The sequence below is a fragment of the Streptomyces sp. NPDC058701 genome, assembly GCF_042715295.1.
Lineage (GTDB): Bacteria > Actinomycetota > Actinomycetes > Streptomycetales > Streptomycetaceae > Streptomyces.
In genome coordinates this window covers 54,979-70,546 of record NZ_JBHXSY010000012.1, presented here as the reverse complement: position 1 = coordinate 70,546, position 15,568 = coordinate 54,979, and the positions used below count along the sequence as shown (strand labels likewise).

The window sequence follows — 15,568 nt, the reverse complement described above, 5'->3', positions numbered from 1 at the left end:
GTGCGCTGTGATGTCATGCGCTTCCCTTCGAAGCAGTCAGTGCGGTGGTGCCGGGTGCCGCCCCCGGCGGCCCCGGACGAACGCGAGGACCAGGCACAGGACGGTCAGGGCCAGCGACACGGACCACATGAGGTCGGACGGGCCCTCCCAACCGTCGGTGCCGGCGGCGGGCGCGCCGGCCGGCGCGCCCGAACCGGTGCCGGAGGCGTCGCCCGCCACGGATCCGCCGGCGAAACCGACGGGGATCTGGACGCTGTTGGCGGCGATCAGATGCGGCGGTGTACCGGAGGGCAGGGGGGCCACGCCCACCACACAGGCCGTGGTCAGGCAGTCCGCCCCGGCCACCTTGGAGCGGACGCTGAGGGTGACCGTGGGCAGCACCCCGTCCGGACCGATGGTGACCAGCCGGGCGCCGCCGCCGAGATCGCAGTCCTTGTTGCTGGTGTAGCCCTTCGTGCACAGGCCGACCGCGACGGAGGTGAGGCCGGCCTGGAAGCCCTGCCCGGATACCGTGATCCGCTGGCCCTCGGTGAGGTCCGTGGCGTCCGACACCCGGACCGTGGCAGGCGGCCCGTCCGCCGCCGCGACACCGCCGGAGTACCCGGTCAGCATGAGCGCCGCGGCCGCGGCGAGAGCCGTACGGCGATTCCGGGTCCGGGTCCGAGTGCGGTTCATGGGCGAGATCGTCACGGCTGGGCCTTTCTGCTCCGTCGCGGGATGACCGTCCGAGCGCTGCCGGATGAGGGGAGGGAGATCTCGTGGACCGCCGGCGGCACCGCCGAGTCGGGCGCGGACACCAGGACCGCGGTGCCCTGGTCGCGGATGTGCCCCAGCAGCGCGGTGACCGCCGGATCGGTGGCCAGCGGGCCGCAGCCGGGCCCCGTGAGGTCCAGCAGGAGCAGGGCCGGCTGTGCGATCAGGGTCTGCACCAGGGCCAGCACACAGCGTTCGGCGGGATCAAGCCGCTGCGCGGCGCTCGCGCCGCGTGCCTTCAGGAACGGGAACGCTTCGTGGGCGGCCTCCGTGCCGGCCGCCGAACGGTCGGGCGCCAGGCGGGCCGCCGCGGCCGTCACCGCCTCCGCCACCGAAGTCGCGGGATGGGCGCGCGGCAGGGCGCCCAGCCGGCTCGGGTCGGCGGGGTCCGCGTACACCGAGAGCCGCAGGTCCCAGCGGGCCCGAGGGTCGACCCGCGACACGTCGTGGCCGTGCAGCAGCCATCCGCCGCGGTCCGCCCGCCGCGAACCCGCCAGGACGGACAGCACCGCGCCCGCCCGGCGGCCGGCCCGCCGGTCCGTCAGATAGACGATGCTGCCGCGCGGCAGGGCCAGTTCGAGGTTGCGCACCGGCGGGCCGCCCGGCTCGGTGACCCCGAGCCGGTGGGCGGTGACCGGGTACTCCGCGGACTCGCCGCCTGGCCGCTCCGGGGCGTCGGGAACCTCGCCCCGCGCGGGCCCACGCCGAAGCAGCGTGAACAGGGCCGCCAGCGCCGGGGCGAGTCCGATCGCCGTCAGCGTGTCCGACCCGCCCAGCAGCCGGGGCGAGAGCACCACCAGGGTGGCCGCGACCGCACCGCCGGTCAGCGCCGCCACCACGTACGCCGCAGCGCGCGCCGGGCGGACCGGCGGGGCCTGGCCCGTACCGGCCGTGGTCGCAGCCGAGGCGCAGACCAGTACGGCCGCCAGGGCCACCGTGAGCTGCCAGGGCCGGCCGGCCCTGCGCAGCCGCCGACCGCCGCCGTCAACCCGGCCGGCAGTACGGCGGGATATCCGGAACCGGCGGTCGGCCTCCGCCGGGCGGCCAGGGCCAGGGCCCACACCACCAGCGCGGCGAGGCCGAACGCGTGAGCCAACGGCCATACGGCGCGGGCGCCGAGCAGCTCCCAGCGGAAGACCACCAGGCTGTGCGCGGCGAACACCGTGCCCGTGACGGCCGCTCCCACGGCCGCGGCCACCCCGCGAGGACCGGCAGCCGCCACCGAGGCTCCGGCATCCGCCGTAGCCGTGGGCCGGGCGCAGAGCGGCAGCAGCAGGAGCGCCGCCAGGCCGGCGGACGCCGCGCACGCGAGGTACGGCGTGGTGGCGAGCAGCGCCGTGCCCGCGGCCGCCGTGCCGGCCCCGGTCAGGAACGCCGCGTGCCAGACGTGGGACGGCCGGTACAGGCCCAGGCCCGCGCCGGCGACCCCGGCCGCCCCCATCAGCAGCGCCGAGAACGCGGCGGGGGAGGAGGAGACCGCGGCGGCGCCGGACAGCACGGACGCGGCGAGGAGCCCACGGGCGGCCGCCGCCGGGGTGCGCTGCCGTGCCGCCCGGCGCCGCCCGGTCAGCCGGCCCACCAGCGCGGCGAGCAGAAGGCCGGTGAGCAGGAGGTAGCGGACGGCCTCACCGGGCATCCCGAGGCGGCCGCCCAGCAGCGGGGCCGAGGCGAGATACACCCCGACGACGAGCCCGCCGGCTGCGCCCACGAGTCCGTCGGCCGTGCCTTCGGACGGGTCCCGACCCGGACGGTCGTTACGTAGGTTCACGCGGACTCCTGCACTTCGGATCCGTCGGAGGTCTTGTCGTTCCCGGCCCCGGGGGTGTCGGCACCGGCCGGCAGGGGCCGCGCCACGGCCGGCACCCCGGCGGGCCGGACCGCGGCGAGCAGCGCGGGCAGCGCCCGGAAGTCGACGAGCGCCGGCTCGCCCGCCAGCGCCCGGATCAGCGCGCCGGTCCCGACCCTCGCGTCCGGGCCGTCACCGGCGGGCCCGCCGGTCAGCGAGGCGAGCAGCGCGTCCCGCTCCACTGAGGAGGGGAGGTTCAGGGCGGCCGCCCCGGACGCGCGCCGGCCCCGGGGCCGGTCCGCCAGGCGCCGCAGGGCGACCGCGGCCGTGTAGACGGTGAGCAGCACCGCGGCGGCGGCCGCGCCCAGCAGACCCCAGGGGTAGATGTCGGTGGTCACGCCGAACTCTGCGGAGGCGTAGCGGCCGCCCACCGAGTACCGGCCGAACGCCGCCGCCGGCAGTTCCACCGGCACGCGGTACGTCCGCTGCGCGCCCGCGGGGAGTTCCGCCGTCACCGGGACGCCCACCGGTATGTCCGCGGCCGATCCGGGCCCCCAGGCGATGATCAGCGGCGCCCGCCCCAGCGGCCGGTCCCCCGGATTGCGCAGGGTCACGGTCAGCGTGCGGCGGGCGGGAGCGCCGAACAGCTCGGCGAGGCCGGGGCCGCCGGACAGCGCCGCCGACACCACGTCCACGCGCACGGCCGGGGAGACGGGGGCCGGGGGCGCGACGCCCCCCGCACCGGCCAGGTCGAGCGCCACCTGGGCGCGGGCGCCCGTCGGCTGCGCCGAGGCCCGCAGCACACAGGGGCACGGCGAGGGCGGTGTACCGGCGATCAGGGCCACCCGGAAGGTGCCGTCGGCCGCCGCCAACGCGACCGCCGCCCGCACCGCGTCGCAGTCGGCACTGCCGCGCAGCGCCGAGCCCCCGCACACCTCGACCTGCACGGTCGAGCCGGGCTCCCAGCCGGTACCGGTGGCCTTCAGCGGCCGGCCCACGGTGGCCCGCGGGTTCTCCACCGAGACGGTCGCGGGCTCGGCCGCGGCCGCCCGGCCGGCGGTGGCGGGCACCCACGGCACGGCGAGCAGCACCAGGGCGACCCACACCGCGACGACGGCGGGCCGCCGGCCCACGACAGCGGCCCGCCGGCTCACCACGCCGGTCCACCGGGTCACCCCAGGGGAGCGCCGGTTCACGAGGCCGGCCCGCCGGTTCACGACAGGGCTCCGGCGCCGCTCCGGCGCCGCCGCCGGACCAGTGCCAGGCAGACGGCGAGGACGGCGAGCAGCGCGGCGATCGAGCCGACCGTGGGCCAGGCCAGCGCGACCCTGCCGGTCTCCGCCGAAGCCGGCGGCACACCGGTCGCGCCGACCTGCACGGAGGCGGTCAGGAGGTCGACCCCGGGCGCCGGGGACCACTCCGCGGTCAGGCGCGTGCTCTGCCCGGGAAGCAGCAGCGGCAGGCCCCGCGCCGGGAACGCGGTCTCGCGCAGCCCGAACAGGCCGCTGATCCGCGGGGTGACCGTAGGTTCCAGCGCGGTGTTGCCGGTGTTCACCACCGTGTACGACAGCCTGGCGCGGGCCGCGGCGAAGGGGCGGCACGCCGGGTCGTGGTCCACGTGGAGGTCCCGGACCGCGAGCCCCGGCGTACGGGGTCCCTCGACGGTGAGCTGGACGCGGACGGCTATCGCCCGCTGGATGCCCACATCGACACCGGAGGACTCACCGGCCTGCTCCACCGCGTTGTTGAGGGCGACGATCCCGCCGACATGGCTGCCGGGCGGGGCGTCGGCGGGCACGGTCAGCGTGAACGGGATGTCCGCGGCCCGCCCGGGCGGGATCACCAGCGCGTTGGTGGCGAGCCCGACCCAGGTGCCGATTCCCGTCTGCGCCTCGCCGGCCTGGCGGTACGCGAGGGCGCCGTCGCGCGGGGTGTTGTAGGCGTCGGCGCCGTACACCTGCATGGACAGCGGGGCGGGGGACAGGTTGCTGACGCGCACCGAGTCCTTGATCACGGTCCCGGGGGCGGAGTCCATGGTGAAGGTGGACCGGCCGGCGGTACCGGTGGGCTGCACCGACCAGGCGTCCGCCGACGCCCGGCCGGTGGACTGTGGGGCCCGCGCGGACGGTGCCGCGGGAGGGAGCGTGGTCAGAGCGGTGGAGCAGAACGCTACGAGCGCGACTACCCCCGTACGCAGGGCTGTGCGCAGGGCCCGGCGGAGCGGGCGGTGGCTTTGCAGGGGCGTCATGGTTCCCGCTCTTGCTCGGTGGTGTCCTGGCTGGGGAGTGTCGCCAACGTGGCCTCGGCCGCCCGCCGTTACCGGCGGCGGGATCGCGCCCCGCCGCCGGTAACGCTCGGAGGGTCAGGACAGGGTCAGCCGGAGCACGGCCGCGTACTCGCCGCTCTGTACGATCCCCGGCACGCTCAGGTCGAGCGCCGCGCCGGCGTCGAAGTGCCCGCCGGTCACGCCGGTCGGATCGGAGCCGGCCGCCTGGATGCACAGTGGGGACGCCGTGGTGGCGCTCAGCGGCCCGCTGCTGCCCGGGGTGACGGACGAGGCCGCCGAGGACCCGGGGTGCACCGCGCACTGCGGGGTCCAGGCCAGCTCGGAGGCGGGGATGACGGCTCCCGCCGCGTTGCGGAAGTCGGTGACGGTACCGACCAGGGACCAGCCCTGGGTGCTGCCCCGGAAGTCCTTCACCTCCAGGGCGCGCAGCGCGCCGGCCGAGTCCTTCGGGGTGCCGTCCACGGTGACCGGGGTGAGGGTGACCTCGCCCGGTTCGGCCGACATGGTCAGGGCGCCGCCGGAGACGACGACCTTCAGCGTCTGCTCGGAGCCGCCGCCGTCGGAACTCCCCGCCCACGGGGTCTCCGCGGTGTCGCCGCCGTCCTTCTCGGTTGCCACGATCTTCACGGCCCCCACGGCGGGGACCAGGCTGGCGGTGAAGTTGCCGCGGGCGTCCACCGGTGCGGTGGGCCCGGGGCCGCCGACCGGCCTGCCGTCCTTGTCGACCGCGGCGAGGGTGACCTCGTCACCCGGGTCGAAGCTGACCCCGGACACGGTGGCGCCGGTACCGGGACCGCCGCCACGGGGAGTGGTCTGCAAGGTGCGGTTGCCCAGGATGCCGACGACCAGCGAGGCACTGGCCGTTCCCTGGGTGATCTTCAGCCGGCGCGGTCCGGGAGCGGCGGACCGGCCGACGGCGATGGTGCCGGACAGCTTGCCGTCCGCGGCGATCCGCAGGTCGGGAGTGAGGTCCGCGCTCGAACAGCCGGTGCCGGCCAGGCTGCAGAGCTCGACGTTGCCGAGGGGAGCGGAGCTGTCCCAGCCCGCACCCGCGAGCGTGAGCACATCGCCCGGCCGGGCACCGGTGGTGTTCGACGCGGGGCGCCCGGAGACTCCGGTGAGGGCCGCGGTGTTGGAGTCGGCCGCCGGGGTCACCGTCATGGTGTGCAGGACGGTGGCGGCACCCTGGAGCGTGCATTCCAGGGACAGGCCGTAGCTGGGGATGTCCAGGGTGAGCTGGTCCGGGGTGAGCGTGACCGTGCCGGGCTGGGCCACGGTCAGCTTGCCCTGGAGATCCGGGATGGGGATCTCGCCCTTCGCGGGGATGGGCGCGTTGGAGGCCGGGGCACTGAGATGCAGCGGGGCCTGGCCGGAGACGAGTATGTCGGCCGAGGGGGCGACACTGTTCGCGGGCAGCGGGACCGGACCGTTGGCCGGCCCCTTGTTCGCGAGACTCAAGGTGACGTCCACGGCCTCGCCCGCCGCCGCCGTGGCCGGGGCGGTGAGAGTGGCCGTCGTGGTGAACAGCGAATGGGAAGAGCTGAACACGCAGTCGTAGGTGACGGGCGCACTGCCGGCCTGTGCGGGGGTCGCGGTGAGGACCAGGGAGCCGGAAGCGGCCACCACGAGCGCGGCCGATACGGCGCGGCCTCGTCTCCGGGCAGCTCTGGCTGGTTGAGGGTGCATGAGCCGTCGTTCCTCTCCCATGGAGGGCAACAAGTTTCTCTGTGTGGAACTCTGTTTCGTATTTGTCCACCATATGGAGCCGCAGTCGACGGGGCCTGTCAAGGGGATGGACATCCGTCGGGGTAAAAGGTGCGTTACGCGGCCCGGCCGACCCCTGCGAAACGACGGATCCCACAGCGAAACGATGTGCGTTGACCCGTCGGCGCCCGCTCTTCTAGGGTGAGGCCCCGTCAACTCCCTTGTGAGGGAACCCCCGACGAACCGGACGGCCCCGCCATGCCCCAGCGCCGGATCGGCCCTGTGCCCCGCTCCTACCTGTACGTCCCGGGGGATCGCTCCGAGATGCTGGCGAAGGCGCTCGGACGCGGGGCGGACGCCCTGATCGTCGACCTGGAGGACGCGGTCGCGCCCTCGGTCAAGGACCTGGCCCGGACGCGCGTCCACGACTGGCTCGCGGAACTCGCCGGGCCGGCCGAGGCGACCGCGGACCCCCGCCCCGAGATCTGGATCCGGGTCAACCCCGGTCCGGCCGGGCTCGCCGAGAGCCGGCTGTTGGCCGGCCCGTCGGTCACCGGCTTCTGCCTCGCCAAGTGCGAGGGCGCGGATGAGATCGCCGCCCATGACGAGGTCCTCACCGCGGCCGAGCGCCGGCAGGGACTCGAACCGGGCGTGCTGGCCCTGGCGCCGCTGCTGGAGACCGCTTCGGCCGTGCTCGACGCCCGGTCCATCGCCCTGGCGCCGCGCGTACGCCACCTCCAGCTCGGCGAGGCCGACCTCTGCGCCGAGCTCGGCATCGACCGCTCGGACCCGGCCGGACCCGCCCTGAGCTCCATCCGTACGGGCATCCTGCTGGCTTCCGCGGCCGCCGGGCTGCTGCCGCCCGTCGGGCCGGTGGCCACCGACTTCACCGACCTGGCCGGCTTCGCCCGCGGCACCGAGGCCCTGCGCGGCCTCGGCTACCGCTCCCGCGCCTGTATCCACCCCCGCCAACTGGCTCTCGTACACGCCGTTTTCACCCCGTCGGCGCAGGAAGTGACCGCGGCCGCCGAGCTGCTGGACCGCTTCACCCGGGCCGCCGAGAGCGGGTCGGGGGTCATCACCGGCCCGGACGGCCGGATGATCGACGAAGCCGTCATCCGCGCCGCCCGCCGGATCCTCGCCACCCGCCGCTGAAGGCGGGGTACTCGGGGCCGCTCAGCCCGGTTCCGTGAGCGGCAGCAGCGCGGCCGCGGCGCCGCCCGGTGCCTCCGGCAGGGCGCGGACGGCCGCGATGACCTCGTCCGCCCGCGCCGCGCCCAGTACCGGCTCCGCGTTGAGCCGGAACTTCCCCTCCAAGTCGGCCTCCGACAGCGGCCGTCCGGGACCGCCGAGCGAGCTGGCCACCCGCGCGCTCAGCGTCCGCCCCTGCCGGGTCCGGACTTCCAGTACGGCACTGAAAGCGAGCGGGAACTCGTCCTCGCACCGCTCGTCCGCCAGCACCTCCACCCGCTGCGCCAGACTCAGCCGCACCGGATCGGCGAGCGCCTCCGGAGTGAAGTCCGCGTGCCGCACCCCCGGGCCGGTCAGGGCCGGATCGGCCAGCAGCGCGGCCGCCACCGTGTAGGGGCCGGAGAACTTCGCGTGGTAGGGCGTGCGCGGCCGGGTCTTCTCGGCGCGCGGCTCCCCGATGGTGCGCCGGGGCGCGGAAGCCACCCCGAGCCGCGCGCCCACCACGTCCTCGGCCCGCAGTCCATCCGCGCGCAGCGCCAGCGCGCAGTCGATCCCCGGGTGGGTGAAGTGGTTGGAGGGGTACGGTTTGAACACGGTCCGCGCGTACTCCCAGTTCTCCGCCGCCCCCATGTCCTCAAGGCCCCGGACCAGCGGCTCGGGATGCCAGCGGTCATCGAGGAACGCGGTCAGGAACCCGAACCGGCCCTCCAGCACGGTGGGCGGGCCGGTGACCCCCGCCCCGGCGAACTGCGCGGCGCACACCCCGGAATGGGCGGCCCAGCCGCAGTGGACGCGTTTGACCGAGCCGCCCGTCCGGTTGGCCTCGATCACCCCGGCCCCCATCGAGCAGGCGATCCCGATGGCGTGGGCCAGTTCCACCGCGCTCAGCCCGTACAGCAGGCCGGCCGCGACGGCGGCGCCCACGGTCCCGCAGATGGACGTGGCGTGCAGGCCCTTCTCGAAGAACACCGAGTTGCGCAGGTCCGGATCGTACGAGGCCATGCCCAGCCGTACGCACACCTCGCCGCCGGCGGCGACGGCCGCCAACAGGGCCGTGCCGTCGGCACCGGTCGCCTCGGCGACCGCCAGCGCCGCCGGCAGCACGGACGCGGTGGGATGCAGCACGGACGGCAGATGCGTGTCGTCGAAGTCCAGGGCGTGCGCGAGCGTGCCGTTGACCAGCGCGGCCCGGTCGGCGGGGACGCTGAGCCCGCCGCCGATCACCGTGGCCTGCGCGGCGCCGCCGGCGGCCCGGGCCAGGGCCAGGGCGGCCGCTTGGGGTGAGGCCCGGGGATCCCGCTCGCCGTGGGGTCCGAGCGCGCCGAGGCTGTTGCCCAGGCAGTCCATGGTGCGGGCCGCCGCATCGTGCAGGATGCCCTGGGGGACTCCGTCCCGGCAGGCGGCCGCGAACTCGGCCAGCTGTGCCGCGTATCCGGCGCCGCTCACAGCGGCTTCCCGTCCCGCTGGACCTCGTTGCGGACCTCGTTCCGGACCTCGTGCAGGACCGCGAGCGGCCGGACCGGCGCCCCGGTGGCCCCCACCACCGGCAGCGGGGCCAGCACCAGCAGGAATTCGGCGCGGCCCGCGGCCGCCAGCCCGGTCAGCCGCATCGTCTCCACGATGTGGATGCCGGCCTCGACCAGCAGCTGCCGGTGCACCGGCAGTTCGGCGTGCCCTCGGCCCGGCGGGATGTGCTCGAAGGCGATGGTCTCCCCGCCCACCACCCGGACCCCCCTGGCAGCGATCCAGGCCCCGGCGGCCGGACCGGGCCCCGGCGCCCCCTGCTCCTGGCCGGTGAAGTGCGCGGGGTCGTCCCAGTGCCGGGACCAGCCCGTCCCCAGCAGCAGCGCCTCACCGGACCGGACCTCCGCCCCGGCCGCTTCCCCGGCCGCTTCCAGGTCCTCGACCGTGATCTCGTACCCGGCGGGCAGCGCGGGCAGACCGTGCAGGGCGGCGATGTCCAGGAACACCGCCCGCCCGACGTACGGCGGGAACTCCTCGATGCCGTGCCGCGAGAAGCCCTCGTGGTCCTGTCTCCCGGCCGCGTCGAGGCCGCCGTACAGCAGCCCGTCCTGGGAGACATGGGCGAGCGCGTCGACATGCGTACCGACATGCCCGCCGGTGACGATCAGCTCGTTCGCGGCCGAACCGCCGTCGGCGCGCACCATGTCGCCGTGCCGGCGTTCGAGGAGCATCCGGAACGGGGGGTGGTTGGGGGACTGCGGCATCCCCCGCCGCATGGGGTGGGCGAGATCGACCACCTGGGCTCCGCCGAGCGACACGTGTCCGCCCGGGTAGCCGTGGACCTGGTTCATGGCATCTCCCAAGAAGCTGTACGAGGGGCGTCTGCTGGAGCGGGGCCGGATCAGTCCGGGTCGTCTGGTGCCGTGGGGCGACCGACGACAACGCGCCAGGCCGCGGTGTCAGGCGGGCCGGGCCCGGCACGATCCGAAAGAGACGCCTAGATGGTGTGCTCGTGCGCGAGCTCGTCCAGCTCGCGCCGGGACAGGCCCAGCCGTCCGCCGAAGACGGCCTCGTTGTCCTGCCCGTGCGCCCGGCCCGTCCAGCGGATCCGCCCCGGAGTGGCGGACAGCCGGTAGAGGACGTTCTGCATGCGCAGCGGGCCCAGTACCGGATCCTCGACGGTCGTCAGCGAGTCCAGCGCCCGGTACTGGGGGTCCTCGAAGATGTCGGCGATCCCGTGGACCGGGGACACGGCGGCCTCGGCCGCCTCGAAGGCGGCGATCACCTCGGCCTGGGTGCGGTCCGCGATCCAGCTCCCCACCTGCCCGTCGAGCAGGTCCGCGTGCGCCGCCCGGCCGGCGCCGCCGGCGAACCACGGCTCGGTCGTCACCTCCGGATGCCCGACCAGCTTCATCACGCGCTCCGCCACCGACGGCGCCGAGGTGCTGACGGCCACCCAGCGGCCGTCCCGGGTGGCGTAGATGTTGCGGGGCGCGTTGTGGACGGACCGGTTGCCGGTGCGCTCCGGTACGACGCCCAGCTGGTCGTACGCCATCGGCTGCGGCCCCAGCAGCGTCAGCAGGGGCTCGATGATGGCGAGGTCCACCACCTGCCCGGGCCCCCCGTGGACATCCCGGTGGTACAGGGCGGTCTGTACGGCGGAGGCCGTCACCAGGGCCGCCACCCCGTCGGCCAGACCGAACGGCGGCAGGGTGGGCGGGCCGTCCGGGGCGCCGGTCAGGGCCGCGAAGCCGCTCATCGACTCCGCGAGGGTGCCAAAACCGGGCCGGCGCGCGTAGGGGCCCGTCTGGCCGAAGCCGGTGACCCGGGCGATGACCAGACCCGGGTTGACCCGGTGCAGGGCCTCGGGGGAGAGGCCCCAGCGCTCCAGGGTGCCCGGACGGAAGTTCTCTATCAGTACGTCCGCCCCCTCGGCGAGCCGGAGCAGCAGCTCCGCGCCGGCCGGCCGGCCCAGATTCAGGGTCGCGGTCTGCTTGTTGCGGCCCAGCATCTTCCACCACAGGCCCTCCCCGTCCTTCGACGGGCCGTGGCTGCGGGCCGGATCGGGGCGGGAGGGGTGTTCGATCTTGATGACGTCCGCGCCGTAGTCGCCGAGGATGGTCGCGGCCAACGGCCCCGCGAACAAGGTGGCGCAGTCCAGGACGGTCATTCCGGCGAGAGGGCCCGGTCCGGGCGGAGAGGGGCTGGGTTGGGGCTCCATGGCGGCTCACGCACCTTCGTGGTCGCTGTTTCTCCTTGTGGAACGCTGTTTCGAAAAGCTAGCATGGCGCCTCATCGTGCATAAGGGAAACGGTGTTTCCCAATCTTCGCGGCTGCGGAAGGGGGTACGGGCGTCGCCGTTCGCGGGCGTCCGGCCTGTCATGACCCGATACGACCTGCTCGTCAAGAACGGCACCCTTGTCCAGCCCCGCCTGGGCGAGTTCACCGCCGACCTCGCGGTACGCGACGGCAAGATCGCGGCACTGGCCGACCACATCGATCCCGCCGAGGCCGCGGAGGTCATCGACGCCACCGGCCGGGTGGTCCTCCCCGGCGCAGTGGACGCTCACTTCCACCTCGGCATCTACCGCCCGCTCGAAGTGGACGCCGCCGAGGAGACCCGGTCCTCCCTGGTGGGCGGCGCGACCACGGTGCTGTCCTACTTCCGCACCGGCGAGCACTACCTCAACCGCACCGGCGCCTACGCCGAGATCTTCCCTGAGGTGCTCGCCGCCGTCGCCGGACGCAGCCACACGGACTACGCCTTCCACCTGGCCCCGATGGACACCGCCCAGGTGCGCGAGATCCCCGACCTGGTCGCCAAGTACGGGGTCAGGTCGTTCAAGTACTACATGTTCTACAAGGGCTTCAACCTGTCCGCCGACTCGCGGGACGCCAAGGGCTTCCGGATGGCGGCCGACGGGGAGGAGTACGACCTCGGCCACCTCTACCAGCTCATGGAGGCGGTCGCCGCGGCCGCCGGGGAACGGCCCGGCGGCCGGGTCTCCCTCTCCCTGCACTGCGAACAGTCCGAACTGATGCGGCTGTTCATCGACCGGGTGCGGCAGAACGGCGACCCCCAGACCCTGAAGGCCTACCACGAGGGCCGGCCGCCCCTCACCGAGGAGGTCGCGATAGGCGAGGCCGCCACCCTGGCCCGCGCCACCGGCTGTCCGGTCAACCTGCTCCACCTGTCCAGCGCCGCGGCCCTGTCGGCCGCCCGCGCGGCCCGGGCAGCCTCCCCGGGGGTCGACCTGCGCACCGAGGTCACCCTGCACCACCTCTGCCTGGACCACGAGACCCTGGACGAGGCGGGGCGGGGGCTCGGCGGCAAAGTCAACCCGCCCATCCGGACCCGCTCCGACAACGAGGCGTTGTGGGCCGGCGTCCTCGACGGCACCGTGGACTGGATCGCCTCCGACCATGCCTGCTGCATGGAGGAGTCCAAGGGCGACGCCCTGTGGCCGGCGCTGCCCGGCTTCGGCGGCACCGCGCTCCTCTACCCGATCCTGCTCTCCGAAGGCCACCACAAGCGGGGCCTGTCGCTGCACCGGATCGCCGAGCTGGTCTCCGCCAACCCGGCCGCCGCCTACGGCCTGCGGAACAAGGGCTCGCTGATGGTGGGGTCCGACGCCGACCTGGTCATCGCCGACCTGGACTCCCGGCGCACGGTCACCGCCGAGGTCCTGCTGTCCGGCCAGGACCACTGCCCCTTCGAGGGCGAGGAACTGCGCGGCTGGCCTGCCGTCACCGTCGTCGGAGGCCGGATCGCCTACCGCGACGGAGTCGTCACCGGCGAGCCGACGGGCCGCTACCTGGCCCGCTGACCTCCCGGACGGCATCCGCCGCACCACCCGCCGCACCGGCCCGCGCGTTGACAAGCGGCCGGGTACCGCCCGACCATGACCGGGCGGTCACCCGGCCGCCCGGTCGCCGCGGAGAGAGCCGATGCCCACCACCACCTGGACCCACCTCCCGCCCGAGCGGCGCGAGCGGGTCCTGGTCGCCGCGATGGACGAGTTCGGCACCCACGGCTACTCCACCGGCAGCCTCAACGTCATCGCCCGCCGGGCCGATGTCGCCAAGGGCTCCCTCTTCCAGTACTTCTCCGGAAAGCTCGACCTCTTCACCTACGTGGCGGAGCAGACCTCCCTGCGGATCTACGAGGCCATGCGGCCCTGGCTCGACTCCTACGACGGAGCCGAGCCCTTCGAGTCCCATCTGGTCAACGCCATGGACGCCTGGGTGTCCTACTTCGAAACCCATCCGCTGGAACGCGGAGTGACCGCGGCGACCACCATGGAACTCGACCCCGTGGTCCGCCGGGCTGTACTGGAACCCGTCCAGCACCTCTACCTGGCGGGCCTCCGACCGCTGCTCGAACGCGCCGTCACCGCCGGGGACCTGGACGCAGAGGCCGACCTCGACGCGCTCCTCTCCCTGCTGATCCTGCTGCTCCCGCACCTGGCGCTCGCCCCGCTCTTCCCGGCCGTCGCCGGCCCCGTCGCACCCCCCGAGGGTGACCGCGAGGCCCGCCGCACCGCCATCGAGCGCCTGGTGCGCCCTGTCCTCAGCGGCTTCCGCGCCCACTGACCCTCCGTCACCACCGCTGCGCCAGGCCCGGAACGGGCGCGCGAAGAGCGGGCGAACCCACCACGTCACAACGCTTGACGTGGTGTTCCTGCTGGGGCCAAATAAGGGCGTTGGAGAAACAAAGTTCCGCTAATGGAAACAGCCCGGCCTATGCCAGGCCGGTCGCCGACACCGCGGTCTCACGCCGCATCCCCCTCGGGAGCCCCCATGAGCGAGACCTCGCACAGACGTACGTCCCTCCCGCGTCCCCTCGTCGCCGCAGTCCTCTCCGCCGCCGCGATCTTCGCGGCCGCCTCACCCGTCTCCGCCGGGCAGCAGGCACCCGCCGGCGTCACCAAGGTGTCCCACGACACCGACATCCGTTGTGCGTTCCTGATCTACGACAGCCCGGCCGACTGGTACTTCCCCTCCACCACGCCCAAGGGCACCGTCTGGCTCCAGCACGGATTCAGCCGGAACAAGGGCAACTTCGACGACCTGGCCCGCCAGTACGCCTCCGCCGGATTCATCGTCTTCGCGCCCACCCTGCCGTCCGCCGACCTCTTCGGCTGCACCATCTCCAACCTCGGGAACAACACCCCGTACCTGAACAACATCGCCGACCTCTTCGGCAAGGCGTCCGACCCGAACGACAAGTTCGGCCGCAGCTTCTCCGAGGCCGCCCGCAAGGCCGGCCGCCCGGGCCTGCAGCTGCCCGCCAAGTTCGTGTTCTCCGGACACTCCGCCGGCGGCGAGGCCGTCAGCCATGTCGCCAACCGGCTCCGCACCACCTACCCGGCGGCGTTCAACCGCCTCTCGGGGGTGGTGCTCCTCGACCCCGTCAACTCCTTCACCGGGCTCAACATGGCCAACGCCCTCAACGGCCTGAACAACACCACCCTGCCCATCCACGCCATCTCCTCGCCGCCCTACGCCGCCAACGGACAGGCTTCGGGCACCAGGGAACTGACCACCGACGTGAAGCGGGACTTCCTCGGCATCCGGCTCACCACCGGCTCGCACTGCGACGCCGAGGGCGCCAGCACCAACGCCCTGTGCACCGCGATCAACGGTGCGCCGCAGGACGCCAACGTCGCCGTCCTCCAGGAGTTCGCCAAGACCTGGGCCACTGACGCGGTGAACGGCACCGTCACCGCCACGCACCGTCCGGGCGGCAGCCTGTACGAGTCCCTCCGCGGGGCCGGCACCATCCAGACCCTCAGCGGGACCTGACGGCGCCGGCCCGGTGCCCGTCCCCCGGCGCCGACCGGGGGGCGGGCACCGTCCGCGTTAGTCTGTGCAGGTGGAAGCAGCCGACCGGCACGACGAGGGCGCATCCCGCACGGCGCGGCCGGGCCCCGCGGACGCGCGGCTGATGGCCATGGCCCGGCACCTGCGCCGTGTCAACGGTGAGATGAACGCGCTGATCCACCGCTTCGCCGGCGAACACGGCCTGCACGCCACAGACATCCGGGCGCTCGCCGCCATCCTGGACGCGCCGGCCCCCCTGACACCGGGACGGCTCGGCCAGCACCTGGCCCTCACCTCGGGCTCCGTCACCGCCTGCCTGGACCGGCTGGAGAAGGCGGGACACGTACGCCGGGTCCGCGACTCCGCGGACCGGCGCGTCGTCCACCTCCACTACGAACCGACTGCCCGCGCGCTGGCCTCCGAGCACTTCCGGGTGCTGGCCCGGGCCACCCAGCGGGCCCTGGAGCGGGCCGGCGAGGCCGACGCGGCGGCCGCCCTGCGATTCCTGGACCTGCTCGGCGAGGAGTTCACCACCGCCGAGCAGCCCCCGGCAACCTGAT

At 74.4% G+C, this 15,568-nt stretch carries 14 protein-coding genes; 5 read left to right on the top strand and 9 right to left on the bottom strand.

Annotation, left to right across the window (positions count from 1 at the left end; genetic code table 11):
- Positions 1 to 36: 36 nt before the first annotated feature.
- The 6 genes from ACFWW8_RS15635 to ACFWW8_RS15610 form a co-directional block, all read right to left on the bottom strand.
- Entirely contained in the window at positions 37 to 675 is a 639-nt protein-coding gene (locus ACFWW8_RS15635) for a neocarzinostatin apoprotein domain-containing protein (RefSeq protein ID WP_386528710.1), read from the bottom strand.
- An 11-nt stretch (positions 676 to 686) separates the two neighbouring features.
- Complete coding sequence (locus ACFWW8_RS15630; protein WP_386528708.1) at positions 687 to 1,688, bottom strand: hypothetical protein; 1,002 nt, start codon at positions 1,686 to 1,688, stop codon at positions 687 to 689.
- Positions 1,577 to 2,521, bottom strand: coding sequence for a hypothetical protein (locus tag ACFWW8_RS15625; RefSeq protein ID WP_386528705.1), 945 nt, complete (start codon positions 2,519 to 2,521; stop codon positions 1,577 to 1,579). The genes ACFWW8_RS15630 and ACFWW8_RS15625 overlap by 112 nt, the downstream gene beginning before the upstream one ends.
- Positions 2,518 to 3,714, bottom strand: a complete 1,197-nt coding sequence (locus ACFWW8_RS15620; protein WP_386528702.1) for a hypothetical protein — start codon at positions 3,712 to 3,714, stop codon at positions 2,518 to 2,520. The genes ACFWW8_RS15625 and ACFWW8_RS15620 overlap by 4 nt, the downstream gene beginning before the upstream one ends.
- A 38-nt stretch (positions 3,715 to 3,752) precedes the next feature.
- Positions 3,753 to 4,787, bottom strand: a complete 1,035-nt coding sequence (locus ACFWW8_RS15615; protein ID WP_386528699.1) for a DUF916 domain-containing protein — start codon at positions 4,785 to 4,787, stop codon at positions 3,753 to 3,755.
- A gap of 114 nt (positions 4,788 to 4,901) precedes the next feature.
- The gene (locus tag ACFWW8_RS15610; protein WP_386528696.1) at positions 4,902 to 6,452 is read right to left on the bottom strand and encodes a hypothetical protein; all 1,551 of its coding nucleotides are present in this window, start codon (positions 6,450 to 6,452) and stop codon (positions 4,902 to 4,904) included.
- Between the two features lie 336 nt (positions 6,453 to 6,788).
- Here ACFWW8_RS15610 and ACFWW8_RS15605 point away from each other — a divergent pair, with 336 nt between their 5' ends.
- Complete coding sequence (locus tag ACFWW8_RS15605) at positions 6,789 to 7,685, top strand: HpcH/HpaI aldolase/citrate lyase family protein (protein ID WP_386528693.1); 897 nt, start codon at positions 6,789 to 6,791, stop codon at positions 7,683 to 7,685.
- 21 nt (positions 7,686 to 7,706) lie between these two features.
- Here the strand turns inward: ACFWW8_RS15605 and ACFWW8_RS15600 are convergent, their stop codons facing one another.
- The 3 genes from ACFWW8_RS15600 to ACFWW8_RS15590 all read right to left on the bottom strand — a co-directional run bounded on the left by ACFWW8_RS15600 (position 7,707) and on the right by ACFWW8_RS15590 (position 11,406).
- Positions 7,707 to 9,167 carry an MmgE/PrpD family protein gene (locus tag ACFWW8_RS15600; RefSeq protein ID WP_386528690.1) on the bottom strand — a complete coding sequence of 487 codons (1,461 nt, stop codon included), beginning with the start codon at positions 9,165 to 9,167 and terminating at the stop codon, positions 7,707 to 7,709.
- Complete coding sequence (locus tag ACFWW8_RS15595; RefSeq protein WP_386528687.1) at positions 9,164 to 10,036, bottom strand: cyclase family protein; 873 nt, start codon at positions 10,034 to 10,036, stop codon at positions 9,164 to 9,166. Before ACFWW8_RS15595 ends, ACFWW8_RS15600 begins: the two co-directional genes overlap by 4 nt.
- 146 nt (positions 10,037 to 10,182) lie before the next feature.
- Positions 10,183 to 11,406, bottom strand: a complete 1,224-nt coding sequence (locus ACFWW8_RS15590; protein ID WP_386528684.1) for a CaiB/BaiF CoA transferase family protein — start codon at positions 11,404 to 11,406, stop codon at positions 10,183 to 10,185.
- Positions 11,407 to 11,566: 160 nt separating this feature from the next.
- Between ACFWW8_RS15590 and ACFWW8_RS15585 the strand changes: the two genes are divergently transcribed.
- From ACFWW8_RS15585 to ACFWW8_RS15570, 4 genes are all read left to right on the top strand, one after another.
- A complete protein-coding gene (locus ACFWW8_RS15585) occupies positions 11,567 to 13,012 on the top strand; it encodes a dihydroorotase family protein (protein WP_386528681.1) in 1,446 nt (481 codons plus the stop codon).
- 121 nt (positions 13,013 to 13,133) lie between these two features.
- A complete protein-coding gene (locus tag ACFWW8_RS15580) occupies positions 13,134 to 13,778 on the top strand; it encodes a TetR/AcrR family transcriptional regulator (protein WP_386528678.1) in 645 nt (214 codons plus the stop codon).
- A 207-nt stretch (positions 13,779 to 13,985) separates the two neighbouring features.
- Entirely contained in the window at positions 13,986 to 14,990 is a 1,005-nt protein-coding gene (locus ACFWW8_RS15575) for an alpha/beta hydrolase (RefSeq protein WP_386528675.1), read from the top strand.
- Positions 14,991 to 15,060: 70 nt separating this feature from the next.
- The gene (locus tag ACFWW8_RS15570; RefSeq protein WP_386528672.1) at positions 15,061 to 15,567 is read left to right on the top strand and encodes a MarR family winged helix-turn-helix transcriptional regulator; all 507 of its coding nucleotides are present in this window, start codon (positions 15,061 to 15,063) and stop codon (positions 15,565 to 15,567) included.
- Position 15,568 lies beyond the last annotated feature (1 nt).